21 protein-coding genes, 1 tRNA gene and 1 riboswitch are annotated in these 21,045 nt (G+C 56.0%); of the genes, 17 read left to right on the forward strand and 5 right to left on the reverse strand.

All coding sequences use genetic code 11. The features are described 5' to 3' along the window. The first annotated feature begins 14 nt into the window (after positions 1-14). From G340_RS0115405 to G340_RS17005, 4 genes are all read left to right on the forward strand, one after another. Positions 15-1,859 (forward strand): glycoside hydrolase family 13 protein, encoded by a 1,845-nt coding sequence (locus tag G340_RS0115405; protein ID WP_020074537.1) that lies wholly within the window; start codon positions 15-17, stop codon positions 1,857-1,859. A gap of 117 nt (positions 1,860-1,976) precedes the next feature. Beyond that, a tRNA-Arg gene (locus G340_RS0115410) sits at positions 1,977-2,053 on the forward strand. Between the two features lie 425 nt (positions 2,054-2,478). Next, complete coding sequence (locus G340_RS0115420) at positions 2,479-3,018, forward strand: ECF transporter S component (RefSeq protein ID WP_020074539.1); 540 nt, start codon at positions 2,479-2,481, stop codon at positions 3,016-3,018. A gap of 519 nt (positions 3,019-3,537) precedes the next feature. Next, positions 3,538-3,632, forward strand: a riboswitch (glycine riboswitch). Positions 3,633-3,781: 149 nt separating this feature from the next. Then, complete coding sequence (locus tag G340_RS17005; protein ID WP_020074540.1) at positions 3,782-5,179, forward strand: alanine/glycine:cation symporter family protein; 1,398 nt, start codon at positions 3,782-3,784, stop codon at positions 5,177-5,179. 253 nt (positions 5,180-5,432) lie between these two features. Here G340_RS17005 and G340_RS0115435 read toward each other — a convergent pair whose 3' ends face one another. Continuing rightward, the gene (locus G340_RS0115435) at positions 5,433-5,642 is read right to left on the reverse strand and encodes a hypothetical protein (RefSeq protein ID WP_020074542.1); all 210 of its coding nucleotides are present in this window, start codon (positions 5,640-5,642) and stop codon (positions 5,433-5,435) included. Positions 5,643-5,771: 129 nt separating this feature from the next. Then, positions 5,772-6,215: an Lrp/AsnC family transcriptional regulator gene (locus tag G340_RS0115440; RefSeq protein WP_020074543.1), complete on the reverse strand. Its 444-nt coding sequence runs from the start codon at positions 6,213-6,215 to the stop codon at positions 5,772-5,774. A gap of 137 nt (positions 6,216-6,352) precedes the next feature. On the opposite strand from G340_RS0115440, the gene G340_RS0115445 reads away from it, so the two are divergent. Beyond that, the gene (locus G340_RS0115445; protein WP_020074544.1) at positions 6,353-6,772 is read left to right on the forward strand and encodes a carboxymuconolactone decarboxylase family protein; all 420 of its coding nucleotides are present in this window, start codon (positions 6,353-6,355) and stop codon (positions 6,770-6,772) included. 241 nt (positions 6,773-7,013) lie between these two features. On the opposite strand, the gene G340_RS0115450 is transcribed toward G340_RS0115445, so the two are convergent. Then, on the reverse strand, positions 7,014-7,307 hold the full coding sequence (locus tag G340_RS0115450; protein WP_020074545.1) for an AbrB/MazE/SpoVT family DNA-binding domain-containing protein: 294 nt from the start codon (positions 7,305-7,307) through the stop codon (positions 7,014-7,016). 102 nt (positions 7,308-7,409) lie between these two features. Between G340_RS0115450 and G340_RS0115455 the strand changes: the two genes are divergently transcribed. The 12 genes from G340_RS0115455 (at position 7,410) to G340_RS0115520 (ending at position 20,497) form a co-directional block, all read left to right on the forward strand. Further along, positions 7,410-7,652: a helix-turn-helix domain-containing protein gene (locus tag G340_RS0115455; protein ID WP_081626966.1), complete on the forward strand. Its 243-nt coding sequence runs from the start codon at positions 7,410-7,412 to the stop codon at positions 7,650-7,652. Positions 7,653-7,752: 100 nt separating this feature from the next. After that, positions 7,753-8,457, forward strand: a complete 705-nt coding sequence (locus G340_RS0115460) for an alpha/beta hydrolase (RefSeq protein ID WP_020074547.1) — start codon at positions 7,753-7,755, stop codon at positions 8,455-8,457. Positions 8,458-8,863: 406 nt separating this feature from the next. Continuing rightward, positions 8,864-9,877: a rod shape-determining protein gene (locus tag G340_RS0115470; RefSeq protein ID WP_020074549.1), complete on the forward strand. Its 1,014-nt coding sequence runs from the start codon at positions 8,864-8,866 to the stop codon at positions 9,875-9,877. 119 nt (positions 9,878-9,996) lie between these two features. Continuing rightward, positions 9,997-10,938: a rod shape-determining protein MreC gene (mreC, locus tag G340_RS0115475; protein WP_020074550.1), complete on the forward strand. Its 942-nt coding sequence runs from the start codon at positions 9,997-9,999 to the stop codon at positions 10,936-10,938. Next, on the forward strand, positions 10,935-11,456 hold the full coding sequence (gene mreD, locus G340_RS0115480; RefSeq protein ID WP_020074551.1) for a rod shape-determining protein MreD: 522 nt from the start codon (positions 10,935-10,937) through the stop codon (positions 11,454-11,456). Before mreC ends, mreD begins: the two co-directional genes overlap by 4 nt. A 13-nt stretch (positions 11,457-11,469) precedes the next feature. Continuing rightward, entirely contained in the window at positions 11,470-13,626 is a 2,157-nt protein-coding gene (locus tag G340_RS0115485) for a peptidoglycan D,D-transpeptidase FtsI family protein (RefSeq protein WP_020074552.1), read from the forward strand. Between the two features lie 138 nt (positions 13,627-13,764). Further along, the gene (locus tag G340_RS0115490) at positions 13,765-14,508 is read left to right on the forward strand and encodes a nucleotide-binding protein (protein ID WP_020074553.1); all 744 of its coding nucleotides are present in this window, start codon (positions 13,765-13,767) and stop codon (positions 14,506-14,508) included. A 51-nt stretch (positions 14,509-14,559) separates the two neighbouring features. Next, complete coding sequence (gene mgsA / locus G340_RS0115495; protein WP_020074554.1) at positions 14,560-14,964, forward strand: methylglyoxal synthase; 405 nt, start codon at positions 14,560-14,562, stop codon at positions 14,962-14,964. Between the two features lie 110 nt (positions 14,965-15,074). Beyond that, positions 15,075-16,382: a histidine--tRNA ligase gene (gene hisS / locus G340_RS0115500; RefSeq protein WP_020074555.1), complete on the forward strand. Its 1,308-nt coding sequence runs from the start codon at positions 15,075-15,077 to the stop codon at positions 16,380-16,382. Between the two features lie 158 nt (positions 16,383-16,540). Then, positions 16,541-18,328, forward strand: a complete 1,788-nt coding sequence (gene aspS / locus G340_RS0115505; RefSeq protein ID WP_020074556.1) for an aspartate--tRNA ligase — start codon at positions 16,541-16,543, stop codon at positions 18,326-18,328. A 253-nt stretch (positions 18,329-18,581) separates the two neighbouring features. Further along, the gene (locus G340_RS0115515) at positions 18,582-19,151 is read left to right on the forward strand and encodes an RNA polymerase sigma factor (RefSeq protein ID WP_020074558.1); all 570 of its coding nucleotides are present in this window, start codon (positions 18,582-18,584) and stop codon (positions 19,149-19,151) included. Further along, a complete protein-coding gene (locus G340_RS0115520) occupies positions 19,148-20,497 on the forward strand; it encodes an anti-sigma-I factor RsgI family protein (RefSeq protein WP_020074559.1) in 1,350 nt (449 codons plus the stop codon). The genes G340_RS0115515 and G340_RS0115520 overlap by 4 nt, the downstream gene beginning before the upstream one ends. Positions 20,498-20,553: 56 nt before the next feature. Here the strand turns inward: G340_RS0115520 and G340_RS18125 are convergent, their stop codons facing one another. Continuing rightward, complete coding sequence (locus G340_RS18125) at positions 20,554-20,700, reverse strand: Arc family DNA-binding protein (protein ID WP_020074560.1); 147 nt, start codon at positions 20,698-20,700, stop codon at positions 20,554-20,556. A 118-nt stretch (positions 20,701-20,818) separates the two neighbouring features. Beyond that, positions 20,819-21,045, reverse strand: a 227-nt coding sequence (locus G340_RS18305; protein ID WP_033402231.1) for a hypothetical protein, incomplete at its 5' end; no start/stop codon positions are given.

Below are 21,045 nucleotides of genomic sequence, written 5' to 3' on the forward strand. Positions count from 1 at the left end.
GAGCTTCTTCCAATATGTTTGATTCCAGGAATCCTGTGTATAAAAATCCGGTGGGGGCCACTCCCGCCGGGCAGAATATCCATTTTAAGATCACACTTCCCCGCGGCCTTGGCTGCACCGCCGCCACGCTGAATCTGCAGGAGGACGGCGGAGAGCAGTTCCACTGGGGAATGTTCTGGTGCGGGATGAACGGGAACGACCGGGAGTGGTGGGAATGCGATTTTACTCCGCCGCGCAGCGGATTGTATTTTTACTCTTTTTCCTTGCAGACGAACCGGGGCATGCTCGGCCTGAGCCGCGCGTTCGGCGGCCGGGGGGAGCTTTCCGGCGGGGACAAATGGCAGCTCACCGTATATGAGCCGGGGTTTGAAACGCCCCGCTGGCTCCCGGGCGGGATTCTGTACCAGGTTTTTCCCGATCGCTTTTACCGCTCCGGTCAGGCAAAGAAAGAGATCCCTTACGGGAGGAAAATGCACGACGAGTGGGGAGAGGAGCCGCAGTGGCAGCCTGACGAAACCGGCGAAATCACAAACCGCGATTTTTTCGGCGGCGATTTGCAGGGCATTGTGCAAAAGCTGCCGTACCTGCAATCGCTGGGGGTCACATGCCTGTATCTGAATCCGATTTTTGAGTCTCATTCCAACCACCGGTACGACACGGCGGATTACAGCCGGATCGACCCTCTGCTCGGCACAGAGCGGGATTTTGCACATCTGTGCCGGGAGGCAGAACGCTTCGGCATCCGCATTCTTCTGGACGGAGTGTTCAATCACACCGGCAGCGACAGCGTCTATTTCAACCGCGAGGGGCGCTACCCCGGCCCCGGCGCATATCAGTCGAAGGAGTCACCGTATTACGACTGGTACAGCTTTTCGCCGTGGCCCGAAAAATACGACTGCTGGTGGGGCTTTCTCACCCTGCCGTGCATCAACGAGTGCTCCGAAAGCTACCAGCAGTACCTGTGCGGCAAGAACGGCATTGTGCGCAAGTGGCTGCGCCTGGGTGCGGCCGGCTGGCGGCTGGATGTGGCGGATGAGCTTACCGATCCGCTGCTCGAGCGGATTGCCGAGGCGGCCAAAGAGGAAAAATCCGACGCTTTGATTCTGGGCGAGGTGTGGGAAGACGCCTCGAACAAAATCGCCTACGGGCAGCGCCGCCGATATTTTCAGGGCCGGCAGCTCCACAGCGTGATGAATTACCCGTTCCGCAGCGCGGTGCTGGGCTTCTTCACCGGAATGCGCGCCAAGGACGCGATGGAAATTCTGCTCACCGTGCAGGAAAACTACCCGCCGCAGGTACTGCGCTGCCTGATGAATCACCTCGGCACGCACGACACCGAGCGCGCGCTCACCGTTCTGGGCGGCGAAGCCCTGAACGGGAGAGACCGTGAGTGGCAGAGCCGCCAGCGCCTGAGCCCCACGCAGCGTGGAATTGCCCTGCGGCGGCTGCGCGGCGCTTCTTTGATGCAGTATACCCTGCCGGGCGTCCCGTGCATTTATTATGGCGATGAAGCTGGAATGGAGGGCTACCGCGACCCCTTCAACCGCAGGTGCTTCCCGTGGGGGAAGGAAGACGCCGCTCTCACGGAATGGTACCGCTCGCTGGCAAGGCTGCGGCAGACCGCCCGCGCCGCGCTGGAGGATTCGCCGCTGGTGCCGGTGGCCGCATTCCGCCGATGTCTGTGTTACATCCGTGAAGGAAAAAGGCAGCGCCTGCTGATCGCGCTCAATTCCGGCAGCGCCGCCGAGCAGATCGCCCTGCCCATAGGCTGGGAGAAAGCGAATTGCCTACTTGGGGAGCCGCTATCCGGCAGTATTCTAACGCTTCCGCCCATCGGATTTTCGGCCCTGCTGCTGTGACCGGCAGCAGGCCGTTCCTTTTCTGCGGAAAATTATTTTACAGAACCACTTGACTTTTCAGCCTGCTTTGCATATAATAATAAAGCTGTTCGGTCTTAGGACATGCATCAGCGATTTGCGCTCGTAGCTCAGCTGGATAGAGTGTCTGACTACGAATCAGAAGGTCAGGGGTTCGAATCCCTTCGGGCGCGCCAAACAGAGCAGACATTGCGTTTGCTCTGTTTTTTATTTTGCATAAATCCGCGCCGCCCGTTGGGGGGAGAACCCCTCGTCACCCCAATGAGGGGCAACCGGATTTTATTTTCTTTCCTGCTCAAAGGGCTTGCCGCCGTAGGCGCGAAACGGCATGAATGCACGAATCCCTTCGGGCGCGCCAAACAGAGCAGACATTGCGTTTGCTCTGTTTTTTTATTATTGCATAAATCCGCGCCGCCCGTTGGGGGGAGAACCCCTTTATAAAACCGCATCGTGCACTGGAAGATAAAGAAACAGACGACCCTGCACGAAATTGAGGAGCTCATGCGCCGACGAATCTGATACCATAAAAAAACTCGAAACTGGGTATTTCCATATAGTCAAACCAGGGGTATACTGGTAACTATTCTAGGAGGGATGCCCAATGAAAAACACAAAAAGCCTTGTCATCGCGGCCCTGTTTGCCGCTCTGACCTGCGTTACGACCATGGCGATCAAAATTCCGACCCCGACAAACGGGTACATTCACCCCGGAGACGGCATGGTGCTGCTGTGCGGCATATTGCTCGGCCCCCAAATCGGCGGGCTGGCCGCCGGAATCGGCTCGATGCTTGCGGATGTTTTTTCCGGCTACGCGTCCTATGCGGCGGGCACGCTGGTGATTAAGGCCGCGTCGGCAGTGGCGGCGGGCGTCTTATACCGCGTGCTGCCCGGGAAAAGCCGCGCGCGCATTGCGATCTGCGGTCTGGTGGGGGAAGCGCTCATGGTCGGCGGCTATTATCTTTATGAAATCGGCCTGGGAATGGCTTCCGGCAGCAATTGGGCGGCGTCGGCAATCGCAGCGACGGCCGGGGTACCGTTCAATGTGGTGCAGGGCGCATCCGGCGTTCTGATCGCGTTGGTGCTGTTCCCGGTGCTGCAAAAGATCCCTGCCTTCCGTACCTGGATGGGGAAAAACGCCTGATGTGAACCCCGCCGACCGCCCCTTTGCTCTCCCTGCGTTTCTCTGCCGTTCACCCCGATCGCGAACTTTGTACGATACCGTTTCTCCGACCCAATACGAAACCAGAAATCGCTTTGCTTACTTTGGGCTTTCCACGCGGTGGGGCGACCGAACGTAAGGCGAGCCTTCGCCCCTGAGGAAAACAACAGGAGAGTTCAAAGGCCCTTTGGAGCACCGGGCGGTCTCTCTGCGGCGCGGCTGACAAATAACGGCAGACAGGCCCGGACACAGGCGAGGGAAAGCCGCCACACTTTCTTTGCAGAACATCCGTCGCAATCAGGGCCATTCCCGCGGCAAAGCACACAAAAAAACGCGTGCGACCAGTCGAAAGCTTTATTTGACTTAACGGAATCCATATGATACGATAAAGTAAAATGAATATTATTACCGAAACAAGAGAAGTTCGTAGGAAAACGGCTGCGGCCTGCCGAAGGAGTAACACTCTCAGGCGCCTGAGTTATTCAGGTGAGGACTATGAATGGATGTAACTCTGGAGAATCCCTTTTTGGGTGCCGAAGGTGTAAGGCTCGATTCGCTCGTGCTAATCTCTCAGGCAAAAGGACAGAGCTCTGTGCCCACAACAATTGGGCCTTTTTTGTGCTGCATATCCAGAGTCAAACCATCGCTGCATGGTTTGACTCTTTTGTTTATTCGCAAAGCACACTGCGGCAGGCGCCGCGCTTCTTCCGACGGCTTTTGTTTCAACTTATGGAGGAGTGTTATTGTGGAGTGGTTTTCTCATTTGGTCAACAGTATTAACGGGGTATTGTGGAATGTATTTTTAATTCTTCTGCTCTGCGGCGCCGGCATCTATTTTACAATTCTGACCAGAGGCGTTCAATTCCGAAAATTCAAGCAGAGCTTTCGCTCTACCTTTGGCTCGATCACGTTCAGCGGAAAGAAAGCGAGTGAAAAGGAGGGCATGACCTCCTTTCAGTCTTTGATCACCTCGGTATCGGCACAGATCGGCACGGGAAATCTGGCGGGTGTGGCTACCGCCATGGTCTCCGGCGGCCCCGGCGCGGTGTTCTGGATGTGGGTAAGCGCCATTCTGGGCATGGCCACCATTTATGCGGAGGCCACTCTTGCCCAGCGCTACAAAACCAATGTAAACGGCACGCTGGTCGGCGGGCCGGCCTACTACATCCGTGCGGCCATTAAAGGGCCGGCGGGCCGGGCGGTTGCCGCCGTGTTTGCCGTTTTGATCATCTTCGCGCTCGGCTTTATGGGCAATATGGTGCAGGCCAACTCCGTTGGCGGGGCCATGGAGGCGGCCTTCGGCGTCCCTTCCGAATTTGTGGGCGGCGGGCTCGCGCTGATCTCTCTGCTGGTCTTTCTGGGCGGCGTCAAGCGTATTGTGGCCGTTGCGGAAAAGGTGGTTCCCTTTATGGCGGTTTTCTTCACCGCGGCCTCGCTGGTCGTGATCTTTATCAACTTCCGCAACATCCTCCCCGCGTTTTACGATATTTTTGTCGGCGCGTTCTATCCCCAGGCGGTTTTGGGCGGCGTTTTGGGCGTCAGCGTGCAGCAGGCCGTTCGGTTCGGCATCGCGCGCGGCCTGTTCACGCATGAGGCCGGCATGGGCTCGACCCCCCACGCGCATGCTCTGGCCCGCGTTAAGAATCCCTGCGAGCAGGGCCTTGTGGCCATGATGGGCGTATTCATTGATACCATCGTTCTGCTCCCGCTGACCGTTCTGGCCATTTTAACTTCGGGGGTGTTGGGCTCTACCAACGCAAAAGGGGAATTCGTCACCGGCATTGAGCTGACGCAGGCGGCCTATTCTCAGGTATTCGGCCATTTCGGATATGTGATCATTGCGGTCTGCGTCTTTTTCTTCGCTTTTGCAACCATTATGGGCTGGTACTTTTTCGGCCTTGCCAACGTAAAATATCTTTTCGGGAAAAAAGCGGTACCGCTCTATGCCGTTCTGGTCTCCGTCTTTGTGGGCATCGGCTGTGCGCTGAAGGTTGATCTGGTATGGAGCCTTGCGGATTTGTTTAACGGATTGATGGTCATCCCGAATATTCTGGCCCTGATTCTTCTTGGAGGGGTGGTTGCCAAGCTGACCAAAAGCTGGGAGAATGGTGAGGTGTATTCCCCGGATTCAGAACAGGATTAAGGCGTCGGATTCCCCCGGAATAGCCCCTGTCACTTTTCTTTTTGGGAAGCAAAAGGAACCGGCTCCGAAGAAGCGGTGGGCAAAAGCATTCCGGTCGGCAGAAAAACAGCAAAAGACGGACGATCCGCTCCCCGCGAATCGTCCGTCTTTTCGATTTACCTGCTTTTTTTCGGTCGCCCGCATATCGCCTGAATGTGAAGATCTTTTTCCGGCATGACTTCAAGCACTCTCTATTCTATAGCTCATATGAAAATTATAGACACATCGGAGTATAAGCCAACGCTGTATCCGCGATTTCTTCCGGCGTCATTTCATTCCAAAACAAATAGTCTGTAATTTGAGGGTCAAGCACTCCTTTTTCCAGGCGATCAATCAATCTGTCGATCTCCGCTTCGGATTTGTCCGAACAATCCGTTATCTCTCTTACTAAATAAATAATCTCTGCTCTGGATAGCAAAGTCATTCTTCTTTCCTCCTGTTCTCCGCATGATTGGGCGCTTGCCATTCGTCCTCTTCTCTTTTTTTTGCAGCGGCACAAAGTCCTGTGGGCGGCCCGGGGGAGCCGCCGGTCGGTTTTCTCCCGCGGCGGGATTCATAAAAATTTATCGATGCGGTCGTTCACTTCCACTTTGGAGAAAACGATGGACGTGTTCGTCAGTGCATAGGAGGATACGGCATTGATGAACTGTTCGATCTCCTCTAAAGAGGGAACCGACAATTTGACGATAAAGCACGCTGCGCCCGCAATCCGGTAACACCACTCGGTGTGTTTATCCTCCTGAATGAACTGTTTGAATTTTTCGTACTGCCCATCCTTCATGGTAACCTGAACGATACAGTCGATGCCGAGGCCAAGCGCCTTTTTGTTCAAACGGATTGTATACCCCTCGATGATGTGATGATCCTCCAGTCTCCGTACCCTTTCGGTCACAGAGGGAGGGGAAAGATTCACCCGCTTCGATAACTCTCTTATGGAAATCCGGCTGTCCGCTTGCAGCTCCCGCAAAATCCGCACATCTGTTTCGTCTGTTTTCATTTGAAATGCCCTTTCAAAATATAAGTTCCAACAGCAATATAAACACAACAATATTCTATCATACGGAATACGATTCTAAATATACTCCTGCTATAATTGATTTGTCAACGGAACACATCATGTAAGGAGGAAACATCATGGCAGGCATCTCTTTCTCGCAGAACGGGCTTACCCCCTTTCAACAGCTGTTGGGGCATCATCAAGAAATACTGGAGAAATGGGTTTCTCTGGAGGACTGCATTTTTTCCAGCGATACCTTTTCCGCAGAGCTGAAAGAACAGGTTCGCCGCACTCTGGCGTTTCATAACGGCTGTGAATATTGCATGGCGAAGGGAAGCCCTTCCAAAAACATAACGGATCCGCGGGTACAATTGGCGGTTCGCGCCGCAGACTTGTCCAGCAACGAAACGCATATCGGCGGCGATGACATCAGCGCACTGAAAGAGGTATTTTCAGATGCGGAAATCGCGGAGCTTTTTGCGCTGATCTGTTTTATCACGGCTTGTCAAAGATTCGGCGCCCTTCTGGGCCTGGAGGCAAGCTGCCCGATTGAGTGACTGACGCACTGCCGGCTGGGAATCCCCCGGCGTACAGCCCGCGAATGGGACTTTTGCTGTATGAAAAATGCCGCATCAAAATTGGGCAGGACACACAAAAACCGCAGTCCAATCCGAATGGGTTGGCCGCAGTTTTTGTGTGTTTTTTTCGAGCGAGGCCCGCCGCAGTACCCGCAATTTTTGGCGGGCGACGGGCGGCCCTGCTCTTATTCAGGGGGCCCCGTCAGACGCCGAAGCTGTTTTATTCCGCTCCCTTTTGCTGTTTGGTAAGGCGGTGCAGAATTTCCCACACCAGCAGCAGATCCTGATCCGGCAAATTCCCCAGCATCTCTTCTGTTTCCCTCAAAACAGGATTTTCCCGTACCGGAATTGGTTTTGCGTCGCTTTCTCCCTGTGTATACAGAAGAATATAGCGTCCCAACCGGCCGATTTCAATGGGCGTGTGCGCTGTCCAGCCCAATAACTGCCTTGCTTCAATCGGTATTACAATCCGACCGTGCTGATCCAGTTTTCTTGCGATTCCTTTTTGCTCCATTTTAACCCTCCTATATTACTTTACTTCTTATATAGTAACTATTAATAAGCGATTCGTCAATAAGTAACTTTGCATGTAGTATCTATTAGAGGTGATATTAACATGAGCAAAACAAATTCTGTATTACAGCGAAAGAACTATGGACAAATAAACTTCAAGTTAAAGGAGTTGCTAGATTCTCGGGGGATGACCAGAAATCATCTTGCCCGTAAAATCGATTCCCGATTTGAAGTGGTGGATAAATGGTACAAGAATCAAGTGGAAAAGATTGATACGGATATCCTGGCCAGGATTTGTTTTGTACTTGAATGCAAAGTGGATGATATTATCGAATATAAAAATTGAAATGCCATAAAATCGAGCTAGATCGCTTATTTCAAATTCAAACCGTTTGAGCATGCTTCAACCGCCTGCCGAACGGCCGACTGATTCAGGAGACGATAAAATGAAAACACAAAAGCTTCTCATAGACCAAATTCCCGCCGTTGTTTGGGGCGAACCCTCCGACCGGGTTTTTCTTGCCGTGCACGGCAATCTCTCAAACAAGGAGGACACCGTTATCCGGCTGCTGGCCGAGGAGGCCGCACTCCGCGGCACGCAGGTAATCAGCTTTGACCTGCCGGAGCACGGGGAACGCGCCGGCACACAGCCGCCCTGCAAGGTACAGTTTTGCGTGCGCGATCTTCGTAAGGTGATGGATTACGCAAAAAGCCGCTGGCAGCAGGTCAGCCTGTTCGCCTGCAGTATGGGGGCCTATTTCAGCCTGCTCGAATACCGGGAGGAACCGCTCCAACAGGCGTTGTTTCTTTCCCCCGTGGTGGATATGCGGCGCATCATTGAAAACATGATGACCTGGTTTGAGGTTACCGAAGAACGGCTGCGGGAGCTCGGCGAAATCCCGACGCCGATCGGCCAGACTTTGTACTGGGATTACTACTGCTATGTCAAAGATCACCCCATCGAGCGGTGGGACAGCGAAACCGCAATCCTATACGGCGAAAACGACACCCTGTGCGAGCGGGACACCATCGACGCCTTCACCCGGCGCTTTTCCTGCAAACTGGAGGTGGTAAACGGGGGAGAACACTTTTTCCACACGCCGGAGCAGCTCGCCGCCTTTTCCGCATGGCTCAGGCAGAATTTGCACTGACCGGCAGTTTCCCGGCGTGCGGCTGCGGAAATCCGTCTGCCATTGGGAAGACGACGTGTTTTTGAGCGGCCCGGACGAGGCGAGCAACGCAAACCACGGGATCCCCCAGAACGAAGCGCGCCAAATTTCAAAAATTCGGGGCGTGCTGCAAAGAAATGCTGCCTCATGTGCACCCGCCCAAACGGGAGAAGCAAACGCCGTAAACTTTTCTGCAAATCATTTCTTTCAAAATAATGAATTTTTTGTGATTATTTCGGATTCCTGTTGAGAAATGACGGTTCAGCGGTTATAATAGGGATATTCGGACGAATGGGGTTTTGCGCCCTTTTTCGGTAATTGACCGGGCAACTCTATCAATCTATTTTTTGATTCACATAAAACGGGCGGGAATGAAAGGGGAACATCCATGTTTGCAAAGGATATTGGAATCGATTTAGGGACAGCCAATACTTTGGTGTTCATGAAAGGAAAGGGAATCGTGATGCGCGAGCCGTCGGTCGTGGCGGTGGACATCCGCTCCGACACGGTTTTGGCGGTAGGCACGCAGGCCAAGGAAATGATTGGCCGCACCCCGGGTTCCATTGTGGCGGTTCGTCCGCTGAAAGACGGTGTGATTGCGGACTTCGACATCACCGCGACCATGCTCAAGCATTTTATCAAAAGGGCAACCAAATCAAACATGTTCAGCAAGCCCCACATTGTGGTGTGCATCCCCTCCGGTGTTACCGAGGTGGAGCGCCGCGCCGTGGAGGACGCAGCGCGCCAGGCCGGCGCGAGCCAGGTGGAGCTGATTGAAGAGCCCATGGCCGCGGCGATCGGCGCGGGCCTGCCCGTGGCGGAGCCCACCGGCAGCATGGTGGTTGACCTGGGCGGCGGCACGACCGAGGTAGCCGTGATCTCGCTCGGCGACATCGTCACCTCCTGTTCCGTGCGCGTGGCGGGCGATAAATTCGACGAGGCGATTATCTCCTACGTCAAGAAAAAATACAATCTTCTCATCGGCGAGCGCACCGCTGAGGAAATCAAGATTTCCATCGGCTCGGCGTTCCCCACCGAAGAAACCAAGGATGCTTCCGTCGTCATCAAGGGCCGCAACCTGCTCGACGGTCTGCCGAAGAACGTGACAATTCATGCCGACGAGGTGCGCGAGGCCTTGAGCGACCCGCTCGCGCTGATTGTGGACGCGGTAAAGAGCACGTTGGAGAAAACCCCGCCCGAGCTTTCCGCAGACATCATTGACCACGGCATCATGCTCACCGGCGGCGGCGCTCTGCTGCGCGGCCTGGACATGCTGATCTCGCAGGAGACGAACATGCCGGTACATGTGGCGGACAGCCCACTCGACTGCGTGGTGGACGGAACCGGAAAGCGGCTGGAGGTAGCCATGCCGTCGGAATACTACAAGGCGCGGAAGAGATAAGCCTTGCCTGCAATATAACTTTCGCGGAGGGTTCATTGGTGGCTCTCCGCTTTTTTCCGCTGAAAACGGGGGATTGAGCCATGCGGCATCCCCGCCGTCTTGCCGATGGAGGTGACGTTTTGAGAGATGTCTTTCACAGCCGGGGCTTTAAGGCTCTGCTTGGCATTGTATTTGTTGTTCTGGGCATTATGGTCTATTCGGCCGGGGCCGAGGGCGGCTCTGTGTTTTCTTCTCTTCTGGGGCGCGTATTCACCCCCATGCAGAAGGTTTCCACCGTTATTTCCAACAATGCGGCGGCCAGCGTGGGCCGCCCCGCCGCCGACCTGGAAAGTGAGAACCGGGAGCTGAAAAAAGAAGTGGACGCCCTGCGCGCCAAGCTGATCGACTACTACCAGGTGAAGCAGGAGAACGCGCAGTACCGCACTTTTTTGGAGCTGAAAAACGAAAACAAGGATTTCACCTTTGTTTCCGGCTCTGTGGTGGGGCGCGACCCGAACGACGTGTTCGGCAGCTTTACCGTGGATAAGGGCTCTTTGGCGGGTGTGACCGCGGGCAGCCCGGTAATTACCGAAAGCGGCGTGGTTGGCTGGGTGTCCAGCGTCAGCTCAACGTTCTGCCAGGTGACCACTCTTTTCTCCCCAGATACGAACATGGCCGCGCTCGACCGCGCGAACCGCGAAAGCGGCGTGGTCAGCAGCAACATTAAGCTGTACGAGCAGGGCTACGCGAAGCTCGGCTACCTTTCCTCCGAAACCAAGGTACAGAAGGACGACATCATCGTCACCAGCGGCCTTGGCGGCATCTACCCGAAAAATCTGCCGGTGGGCAAGGTGATTTCGGTCGGGCCGGAGGAATACAGCGTTTCTTACATGGCGGTCATCAAACCGTTTGTTGACCCGAAAACCGTGCGCGACGTATTCATCATCACCGGCTTCCTCGGCAAAGGGGAAGCGCTCAGCTCACTGCCCGAGCCCTCGGGCACTCCGTCCGGCGGCAAACCGTCTTCGGGCGGCGGCACCGCCTCCAGCGGAACAACACCCGGTTCGGAGGCTGCCAAATGACGGACAGGAAAAAGCTGCTGCGCTACTTTGCCTATACTATAGAAATCATTGTGATCTACCTGCTGAATGAAACGCCGGGCCTGATTCCACCGGTTTTCGGTGCGCGCCCCGTTCTGCTGCTGCCTGTGGCCGTTTCCATCGCTGTGTTCGAGAGCGAAACCGCAGCCATAGGTTTTGGTCTTTTCTGCGGCATTCTGCTCGATTTCGGTATGAGCGGCGGCGCGTCGATCGGATTCCACACACTGCTGCTCTGTATTCTGTGCTATTGCGCCGCGCTGATGGCCATCCACCTGCTGCGGGCCAGCCTGCTGTCGGCACTGCTGCTCTCCACTGTGGCGGTGGCCCTGATTCTGCTGCTGCAGTGGCTGTTCTACTACGTGTTTTCAGGGTACGAATATCCCGGCTTCGCGCTGGTCAGCCATTTTTTGCCACGCTTTGTTTACACGCTGCTTTCGGTGCCTTTGATTTATGCCTTTAACCGGGCTTTCGCACTGAATATCCGGGAAAGCGCCGGTTGACAGGAGGTTTTCCATGAATCGCATGAAGGGCTTGTCCCGTTATATTTTCTGTATCGTAGTCATCATGGCGGCGTTCGCCGTGTACGGCCTCCGCCTGATCGACTGGCAGATCATCAACGGCGCTTACTGGCTGAACGTTTCCACCCGCACCAACACCTCGTCGGTGAAAATGACGGCTGCCCGCGGCGAAATTCTGGACAGGAGCGGCAACGCGCTGGCGGTAAACAAAACCGTATACACCATCGTGTTCGATAAGTCTGCCATGACAAAGGACACGCAGAACAAAACCATTCTTCAGCTCGCCTCGCTGCTCGAAAAACGCGGCGAGACCTGGGTGGACGAGCTGCCGATTCAGGTAACGGCCGCGGGGGCGTATGAGTTCATTCCCGGCCGCGATTCCGACGTGGCGGCGCTGATCAAGCATCTGCGCCTGAATACTTACGCCACCGCCGAGCAGTGCGTACTGCAGATGAAAAAGGACTACGATTGCGACGGCTACTCCCCGAAGCAGACGCGCGCCATTCTCTCTGTGCGCTACAATATGGATATTTCTGGCTTCTCCGTTTCCACCCCGTATACCTTTGCGACAGGTATTTCCTCCGACACCGTTGGGATCGTCAGCGAAAACGCGCAGAATCTTCCCGGCGCCACCGTTGAGGTGAGCACCGTGCGCGATTACCCCGACGGCAGCGTCGCCCCGCATGTGCTGGGAACGCTGGGCGCGATCTCCCAGGAGGAATACGCCGAAGAAAAGAAGCAGGGAAACACCTACAGCCTGGATAATCTGGGCGGCTATGCCTATAATGATTCCATCGGCAAAAGCGGTGTGGAATCGTATTTTGAAAAATACCTGCGCGGCACCAACGGCCTGAAGGTGATCGAAACCACGCGCACCGGAGCCGTTGCCTCCAGCACGGTAACGCAGGCGCCCGTAGCGGGCGACTCGATTTACCTCACCATCGACAAAAACCTTCAGAAGGTGGCGCAGGTTTCACTTGCGAACAACGTGAAGAACGCCCAGACCGAGGGGAAGAATGGCGGCAGCAAGGGCGGGGCGGACTGCGTCGCGGGCGGCGCCGTGGTGCTCAACGTCAAGGATTTCTCCGTGCTGGCGGCGGCAACGTTCCCCAGCTACGATTTAAACCAGTACAACAGCAATCCCTCGTATGTGTCGAGCCTGTTTCAGGACAAGACAAAGCCGATGTACGACCGCGCGCTGGTCGGTTCCTTCATGCCCGGCTCGTCGTTTAAGCCGGTGGTCGCCTCGGCGGCTTTGCAGGAGGGAGTCATCAATTCCTCCTCCACCGTCACCTGCCACCGCGTGTATACCTTCTGGAAGGACTACCAGCCCACCTGCATGGGCTACCACGGCACCGTCAACGTCGTCACCGCGCTGCAGAAATCCTGCAACATCTTCTTTTACGACACCGGCCGCCGCCTCGGCATAGACACGCTCGACCTGTACGCCAAACGCTTCGGTCTGGGGCAGAAAACCGGCATCGAGATCAACGAGGGCGCGGGCGTTCTCTCCAGCCCGCAGGTGCGCGTTGCGGCCGGCGGCGTGTGGAACGGCGGCGACGTGGTACAGGCCTCGATCGGCCAGGCCGACAACTCCTTTACGCCTCTGCAGCTGGCCACCTATGTCGCAACGCTCGTCAACGACGGCACCCGGCTGAAAACGCATCTCATCAGTAAGATCACCGACTACAACCGCGACAAGGTCGTAATGCAGAACGACCCGAATTCCCCCACGGTCGTAGACCAAACGGGCGTTTCCAAAGAAAATCTGGAAACAGTGAAAAGGGGCATGCGCGCCGTTACGAGCGTTGGGGGCACCGCCGCCTCGTTCGCGAACTACGGCATTGCCGTGGCCGGCAAAACCGGTACCGCGCAGGTGCCGCCGCATTCCGACAACGTGGTGTTCGTGGGCTTTGCCCCGTACGACAAGCCCGAAATCGCCGTGGCGGTCGTGCTGGAATACGGCGCCTACGGCAAATACTCCACTGCTGTGGCGCGCGATCTGTTCGACGCGTATTTCTTCGGCAAAACCGTGGACGCTTCGGGCAACCTGGTATTCCCCGCCAAAGAGGATTCCGCTTCCTCCGGAACCTCCTCCGCAGCCGCCCCCGGCACGGGAACCTCTTCCGGCGCTTCCTCCGCCGCGGGCTGAGCGGTTTGCCATGGCGCTGACATTGTGTTCTATTTTTTTGATTAATTTATGGATTGTGACTATTGCCGTTCAAATTTTGAAAAAAATCTTTGACGGAGATTCACAATTGTGTTAGTATGAGAAGTGAGGAAGTGACTTATGGGAGCGGTAACAGTCATTACATCCGGCAAAGGGGGCGTGGGGAAGTCCACCGTCTGTGCCGGATTGGGACGAGTTCTGGCAGAACGCCGGCGCAGGGTGCTGCTGATCGACGGCGACGCCGGGCTGCGCAGCCTGGACCGTATGCTCGCTTTGGACGACCAGGTGATGTTCGACATTTCCGACGTGGTCTCCGGCTCCTGCGAGCCGATTCGGGCCATTTATGAATGCGGTGTGCCGGGGCTGTACCTGATGCCCGCGCCGTACCGTGAGGAAAAAGTTGTTTCGCCCCATTTGATGCGGCAGCTGGTGCCGATTCTTTCGCGCTACTACGACCACGTTCTGATCGACTGCCCCGCCGGGCTTGGCGCGGGCTTTGAGTCGGCCGCGGCCGCGGCGCAGAGAGCCCTTGTGGTAGCAACGCCCGACCCGCTCTGCCTGCGCGGCAGCGACAAGGTGCGGCTTTTGCTCACACAGGCCGGCATTTCGTCGCAGAGGCTGGTCGTCAATCGGTTCCACTACAAAAATTTTGTCAAATCCGGCTTGTTCCACGACCTGGACAATGTGATCGACGCCGCGGGAATCCGGCTGATCGGAATTGTACCGGAGGACCCGGAAACCGCCGCCGCATTTACCGGCGGCAAGCCAGTTTCACCATATTTTCCAGCGATGCAGGCGTTTCACCGTCTGGCCGCCCGGCTGGAGGGGGAATCGGTTCCCCTTGCGAGACTGGAAAAGCTGTAAATTCATCGCAGCAACTATTCTAATCAATCTCAGATGAAGGAGGATTAAGCATTGAATATTGCATTGATTGCCCACGACGCCAAAAAGGAACTGATGGTTCAGTTCTGCATCGCATACTGCGGGGTGCTGAGCCGACACAGCTTGTGCGCGACAGGCACCACCGGCAAGCTGGTATCGGAGGCCACGGGGCTGAGTATTCAGCGCTTTTTAAGCGGAGCGCAGGGCGGCGACCAGCAGATCGCGGCGCGGATTTCGTATAATGAAGTTGATCTTCTTCTGTTTTTCCGCGACCCCCTGAATCCGAAGCCGCACGAGCCCAACGATATGAATCTGCTGAGCCTGTGCGATATGCACAATATCCCTGTGGCTACCAACATCGCCACCGCGGAGGTTCTCATCCACGGTCTGGAGCGCGGTGACCTGGACTGGCGCAACATCTTAAATCCGAAGTACTGATCTTGGGATTTATCTCTATTCAGGTAGGATCCCTCGCTCTCAGCGGAGCGGGGGGTTTTGTTTTAACTCGCCCGCCGAAAGGCGGGAACAGAAAATAAGGAGTGTTTTTTATGGCATTATTGGTTCAGGGCCCCAAGGGCACACAGGATCTTCTGCCCGAACAAACCGCGCGCTGGCAGCTGGTGGAGCAGGTGATGCGCGAAGAGGCGTCACTGTATGGCTATGGCGAAATCCGCACCCCTGTTTTTGAGCATACGGAACTGTTTCAGCGTTCGGTCGGCGAAACCACCGATGTGGTTCAAAAAGAGATGTACACGTTTAACGATAAAGGCGGGCGCTCCATCACCCTGCGCCCCGAGGGCACCGCGGGTGCGGTTCGCGCCCTGCTGGAGCACGCCCTTTACAACGAGGGGCTGCCGGTAAAGCTGTATTATTTCACCTCCTGCTACCGGTACGAGAAGCCGCAGGCCGGCCGCCTGCGCGAGTTCCACCAGTTCGGCGTGGAGGCCTTCGGCTCCGCCGACCCGATCGCCGACGCAGAAACCATTCTGCTGGCCAAGTCCATTTTCGACCGCCTCGGCATGCGCGGCTACTCCATCGAGATCAACTCCATCGGCTGCCCCGAATGCCGCGCCAAGTACCACCAGGCGCTCAAGGAATATTTCTCTGCGTCCGTCGACCAGCTGTGCGACACCTGCAAGGACCGCCTTGACCGAAACCCCATGCGCATTCTGGACTGCAAAAATCCGCCCTGCGCAGAGGTGGCGAAGGGTGCGCCCATCATGCTCGACTACCTGTGCGACGACTGCCGCGAGCACTTTGAGGGCGTGAAGGGCTATCTGAACGACGCCGGCGTGAAATACGAGGTCAACCCCACCATCGTGCGCGGGCTGGATTACTACACCCGCACGGTGTTTGAATTTGTGTCGAACGACCTCGGCTCGCAGAGCACCTTCTGCGGCGGGGGACGCTACGACGGTCTGGTGGCCGAAATGGGCGGCAAGCCCTTGCCCGCGCTGGGCTACGCAATCGGCCTCGAGCGCGTTCTGATGATCCTGCAGGCGCAGGGAATAAAGCTGCCGGTGCAGTCTCAGTGCGAGCTGTTCGTGGCAGCCATCGGCGAGGCCGCGCAGAAGCGGGCGTTCGGCCTTACCCGCCGCATGCGGGAATGCTCCGTATTCGCGCAGTTCGATTCCTGCGGGCGCAGCCTGAAGGCCCAGATGAAGTATGCCGATAAGATCGGCGCGAAGTACACGCTGGTGCTGGGCGACGACGAGCTGCAGAGCGGGCGCGGCAAGCTGAAAAATATGGAAACGGGCGAGCTGACGGAAATCACCCTGGACGAGCAGACCTTTGCGTCACAGTTTCTGGCGGCGACGGTGACGGCAGGCACAGCCGGTGCAGACTCTTCCATTTGACGCAGCCGCGCTTTTTTACTATAATAAATACAGCAAAGCACAAAACAAAGCCTTACTTCCCCGCCAAAGGTGGGGAAGTAAGGCAATGCTTGTCGCCTTTGCGGCAATTTCAGGAAAAGAAACTGGCAGGCTCAGCCTGAGGATAGAGGAACGATACAATGGCAGAATTTATGAGCGGACTAAAAAGAACCCATTACTGCGGCACCCTGCGGCAGGAACACGTTGGAGCGGAAGTGGTCGTATGCGGCTGGGTACAGCGTCAGCGCGATTTAGGGCAGCTGATCTTTGTGGATCTGCGCGACCGCACCGGCCTTTTGCAGCTGGCATTTGACAATGCGACCGACCGGCAGATTTTTGAAAAAGCCGCGGGTGTTCGCGCGGAATATGTACTCGCGGTGCGCGGTATAGTGCGCGAGCGCTCCGCCAAAAACCCTGAGCTGCCCACCGGCGACGTGGAAATTGAGGTTCAGGAGCTGAGGGTTCTCGCAAAGGCCGAAACCCCGCCCTTTGAAATTGTGGAGCATTCCAACGTAAAGGAAGAGCTGCGGCTGAAATACCGCTACTTGGATCTTCGCCGCCCCGACATGCAGGACAAGATCATCCAGCGCCACAAGATTGTAAAAATTGCCCGCGATTACTTTGACGATAACGGGTTTCTGGAGATCGAGACCCCGATCCTCATCAAATCCACGCCCGAGGGCGCCCGCGATTACCTTGTGCCGTCGCGCGTGTTCCCGGGGAATTTCTTCGCGCTGCCGCAGTCGCCCCAGCAGTACAAGCAGCTGTTGATGCTCTCGGGCTTCGACCGCTACATGCAGGTTGCCCGCTGCTTTCGCGACGAAGATCTGCGCGCGGACCGTCAGCCGGAATTCACCCAGATCGACCTCGAGATGTCTTTTATTGAGCCGGAGGACGTGATGGCGATCGGCGAAGGCTTTATCCGCGACGTATACAAGCGCTTGCAGAATATCGACATCCCCACCCCGTTCCGCCGCATCACGTGGCACGAGGCGATGGAGCGCTTTGGTTCCGACAAACCCGATCTGCGCTTTGGCCTGGAGCTTGTCAACCTGAGCGATGCACTGAAGGATACCGGGTTCCGCGTGTTCGCCGGCGCTTTGTCGGCGGGCGGATCGGTGCGCGGCATTAACCTCAAGGGCAAGGCCGACGAGCTCAGCCGCAAAGAAATCGACAAGCTGACCGAAACCCTCAGGGCGTACGGCGCACAGGGCCTGGCGTGGACGCGCCTGACCTCGAACGGCGAGAGCTCCAGCTATGAAAAGTTTCTGTCGGAGCAGGAGGCCGCGGCGGTGAGAACCGCGCTCGGCGCCGAGACCGGCGACGTTCTTCTGCTGGTGGCCAGCCCCAAAAACAGCGTGGTATTCGCTTCGCTGGGTGCGCTGCGCTGCGAGCTGGCAAAGCGCTTCGGCCTCATCGACGACTCCAAGCCGTGCCTGCTGTGGGTTACCGACTTCCCGCTGTTCGAGTACGACGAGGAGGAGAACCGCTTTGTTGCGATGCACCACCCCTTCACCGCGCCGCGCGAGCAGGACCTTGACAAGCTCACCTCCGACCCCGGCAGCGTGTGCGCCAAGGCCTACGACATGGTGCTCAACGGAAACGAAATCGGCGGCGGTTCCATCCGCATCAACACCCCCGAGGTACAGCGACAGATGTTTCAGGCGCTGGGCTTTACGCCTGAGCAGGCCCAGCAGCGCTTCGGCTTTTTGATCGACGCGTTCCGCTACGGCGCCCCGCCCCACGGCGGCATGGCGTTCGGGCTCGACCGTTTGGTGATGCTGATGCTTGGCTGCGACAGCATCCGCGACGTGATCGCGTTCCCGAAGGTGGCCAACTCCAGCGAGCTGATGAGCAGCGCGCCGGACGTGGTAGACCCCAAGCAGCTGGCGGAGCTCGGCCTTTCGATCGTTCCGCAGGCGGAGTAAATTGACCGATCTCCGCGCCCGATGCAGGCGGGCTTCCATTCCTTTGAGCCATTTGTATGGCGGGCCGCTCTGTGCGTGCAAACCGGTGCGGCAGATTCCATCTTTTCACCAGCCGGCAAAGAAAGTCTTTTCAACGCCGTTCTGTGTCAGAGCGGCGCTTTTTTACGGGATGAAAAATTTTTTTCCTGTTTTTTTTTGAACTGTGCAATAAAACGGCACGGAATTTCATTATTCTTACAGAGGGAGTTTCAATATGGTGACTGGAAACGGAAACGGGAACCATCAATCATATCAAGCCCCCACGGACCAACTCATGCGGCAGGTAGCCGCGGGAGAGGACTGGGCCTTCGCCCAGCTCTACCTGAGTACGCAGCATGCGGTTTACGCGTTGCTGCTCTCTCTGGTGAAAAATCCCGCAACCGCAGAGGACCTGATGCAGGATACCTATCTGAGCATCCGACAGTCTGTGGGTACTTACATCCCTCAGGGCAAGCCGATGGCGTGGATTTTTACCATCGCCAAAAACCTTGCCTATCAGGAGCTGCGCCGCTTGAGTAAGCAGGGAGCCGAAAATTTCGCTGATCATGAGGATGCCTCCGGCGAAGACAACATTTCGCAGGCGATTGACAACATCGTTTTAAGAAGCGCCCTGACAATTTTGGAGGAGCGGGAACGCAAAATTGTGCTGCTGCACGTAGCCGCCGGGATGAAGTTCGTTGAGATCGCATCCCTGACGGAAACGCCGCTGGGTACGGTATTATCCTCCTATCACCGTGCGATGCGCAAGCTCCAGAAATCCGTCCGAGAGGGGGCAGTTCAATGAAACGATCTGAGCTGAAGCAATCGCTCAAATTCGCTGTTCTGCAATCCACACCGGACTTATTGCCCACCCTTCTGCCGGGTTATTCGGCAGAAGAGATCCCTTTGCCGTGTCCTGCGGCGGAGGAAGCCCTTTGCGGAATCAACCAAGTGGTTGTGCCAAGAAAAAGGCCCCGATTTCAGATTGCATGCGTCATGGCAGCCGTTTGCATTGTGTTCTTGAGCGTCTTTTACCTGGCACAGCCGAAGGTGGATTCCATCGTCAGCATTGACGTGAATCCCAGCATAGAGCTAACTATTGATCAGAATGACCGAGTCATCAAGTCAAAGGCATCCAACGATGACGCGGCCGCAATTTTGAAGAATATGAACCTGCGGGATAAGGATCTCAGCGAAGCCACCGGCACGATTGTCAATCGCCTGCTGGAGCACGGCTACCTGGCCAAAAACAGCACGGACAACGCGATCCTGATCTCCGTAGCCAGCCGGAATGGGGAAAACCCAGCACAGCTGCAGGAAAAAATGGCGGACGGTATTGAAAACGTCCTGAAAGAGAATAACGCCAGCGCTACGGTGCTGCGCCAGACGGATACTTTGTCAGACGATCTTCAAAAGTTCGCCAGCGAAAATCAGGTTTCTCTTGGCAAGGCGGATCTGGTCCGCAAGCTGACGGAACAGGATTCCTCTCTTGACGCGTCGGCGCTTTGTAAAATGTCGCTGAAGGATCTGAACAAACTGATGGAAAGCAAAAAACTGGAAGTCAGCGGCCTGGTGATCGGCGAGGAAGGCAATCCTACCGTTTCCTCCGGTCAACCCGGCAAAGATCCCGCTTCCTCTTCTTCCTCCGGCAAGGAGAGCTCCGCACCGGAAGGCAGCGTGGGCGGTTCACAGGCAGAAGAAGATCCCTTTGGATCGGAAACGACCTCCAGGAATTCTTCGTCTTCAAAGCCGCACTCGCACACTTCTTCCGAAAACGGTGCAACCTCCGGCGGACAGGAAGAGAGCTCGGTATCCAGCGATGATCCGATTTACACCCCGCCGGATATTGACGACGACATGGAAGATCCCGACGGTGTGCCGTCTTACCCGTTTGACGATGTTTCTTCTGCCGTAGAAAGCAGCAGCCAGAGTTCTTCCAGCAAGAACCCCGGCGACGAGAGTTCGCAGGCCGCTTCCTCTGGCAGCAGTTCCTCTTCGTCCAAAGTGGAAAGCAACGCGCCGAGTTCTTCTGAAAAGCCGTCTTCCAGCCATTCTTCTTCCGCGTCCGGTAATTCCTCTCAGAAAACCGGTTCCTCTGATAAATCGGGAGCATCTTCGCAAATAGCTTCTTCCCGGGATAAAAAGGCTTAAGATTCCGGTACAGCGAAAAGCAGCCCCGCCCTTTTCAAAAGGGGCGGGGCTTTCTTTTACTCAATTTTCCCATGTTGCTTCTCATATTGCTCTACACAGTCTCGGATCAATATCAAAATCTGACTGTTCGCGGAACGTCCCTCATAATCTGCTACAACGTGCAGTTTGTTCAGCAGTTCTTCTTCAATCCTGATGGACCTCAATAGAAAAACTAAATTCCGGTTGGATGGGCAGTCGGGCTGAAGTTACTCTTGCAAAAAAGCACCCGGAAGTAACTCTTACAAACATTGCAGCAGCTCTTGACTCACACCCAACGGTAACTTACAATAATAATACTTTACCTATGCGCAGGATAGGGCAACGCTGAGGAGCGACCTGAGCGGCGCATAGGGTTTGCGGGAAGGCAGCATCTTCAACAGGTGCTGCTTTTTTGCTGCCTTTCTGGAAACAAAAGCGATAAACCTCGGGGTTTAAGGGGCGGAGCCCCTTCGTCTTCTCCGATGGCGGCAGCACAGAAACGGAGATAACCATGGCTAAAAATTCACATT

Origin of the sequence: Faecalispora sporosphaeroides DSM 1294 (assembly GCA_000383295.1) — a bacterium.
Taxonomy (GTDB): Bacteria; Bacillota; Clostridia; order Oscillospirales; family Acutalibacteraceae; genus Faecalispora; species Faecalispora sporosphaeroides.

Coding starts and splice junctions, on each gene's coding strand:
- G340_RS0115405 (WP_020074537.1), top strand. CDS start 15: ATGTTTGATTCCAGGAATCCTGTGTATAAAAATCCGGTGGGGGCCACT.
- G340_RS0115420 (WP_020074539.1), top strand. CDS start 2,479: ATGAAAAACACAAAAAGCCTTGTCATCGCGGCCCTGTTTGCCGCTCTG.
- G340_RS0115435 (WP_020074542.1), bottom strand. CDS start 5,642: ATGACTTTGCTATCCAGAGCAGAGATTATTTATTTAGTAAGAGAGATA.
- G340_RS0115440 (WP_020074543.1), bottom strand. CDS start 6,215: ATGAAAACAGACGAAACAGATGTGCGGATTTTGCGGGAGCTGCAAGCG.
- G340_RS0115445 (WP_020074544.1), top strand. CDS start 6,353: ATGGCAGGCATCTCTTTCTCGCAGAACGGGCTTACCCCCTTTCAACAG.
- G340_RS0115450 (WP_020074545.1), bottom strand. CDS start 7,307: ATGGAGCAAAAAGGAATCGCAAGAAAACTGGATCAGCACGGTCGGATT.
- G340_RS0115455 (WP_081626966.1), top strand. CDS start 7,410: ATGAGCAAAACAAATTCTGTATTACAGCGAAAGAACTATGGACAAATA.
- G340_RS0115460 (WP_020074547.1), top strand. CDS start 7,753: ATGAAAACACAAAAGCTTCTCATAGACCAAATTCCCGCCGTTGTTTGG.
- G340_RS0115470 (WP_020074549.1), top strand. CDS start 8,864: ATGTTTGCAAAGGATATTGGAATCGATTTAGGGACAGCCAATACTTTG.
- mreD (WP_020074551.1), top strand. CDS start 10,935: ATGACGGACAGGAAAAAGCTGCTGCGCTACTTTGCCTATACTATAGAA.
- G340_RS0115485 (WP_020074552.1), top strand. CDS start 11,470: ATGAATCGCATGAAGGGCTTGTCCCGTTATATTTTCTGTATCGTAGTC.
- G340_RS0115490 (WP_020074553.1), top strand. CDS start 13,765: ATGGGAGCGGTAACAGTCATTACATCCGGCAAAGGGGGCGTGGGGAAG.
- hisS (WP_020074555.1), top strand. CDS start 15,075: ATGGCATTATTGGTTCAGGGCCCCAAGGGCACACAGGATCTTCTGCCC.
- aspS (WP_020074556.1), top strand. CDS start 16,541: ATGGCAGAATTTATGAGCGGACTAAAAAGAACCCATTACTGCGGCACC.
- G340_RS0115515 (WP_020074558.1), top strand. CDS start 18,582: ATGGTGACTGGAAACGGAAACGGGAACCATCAATCATATCAAGCCCCC.
- G340_RS0115520 (WP_020074559.1), top strand. CDS start 19,148: ATGAAACGATCTGAGCTGAAGCAATCGCTCAAATTCGCTGTTCTGCAA.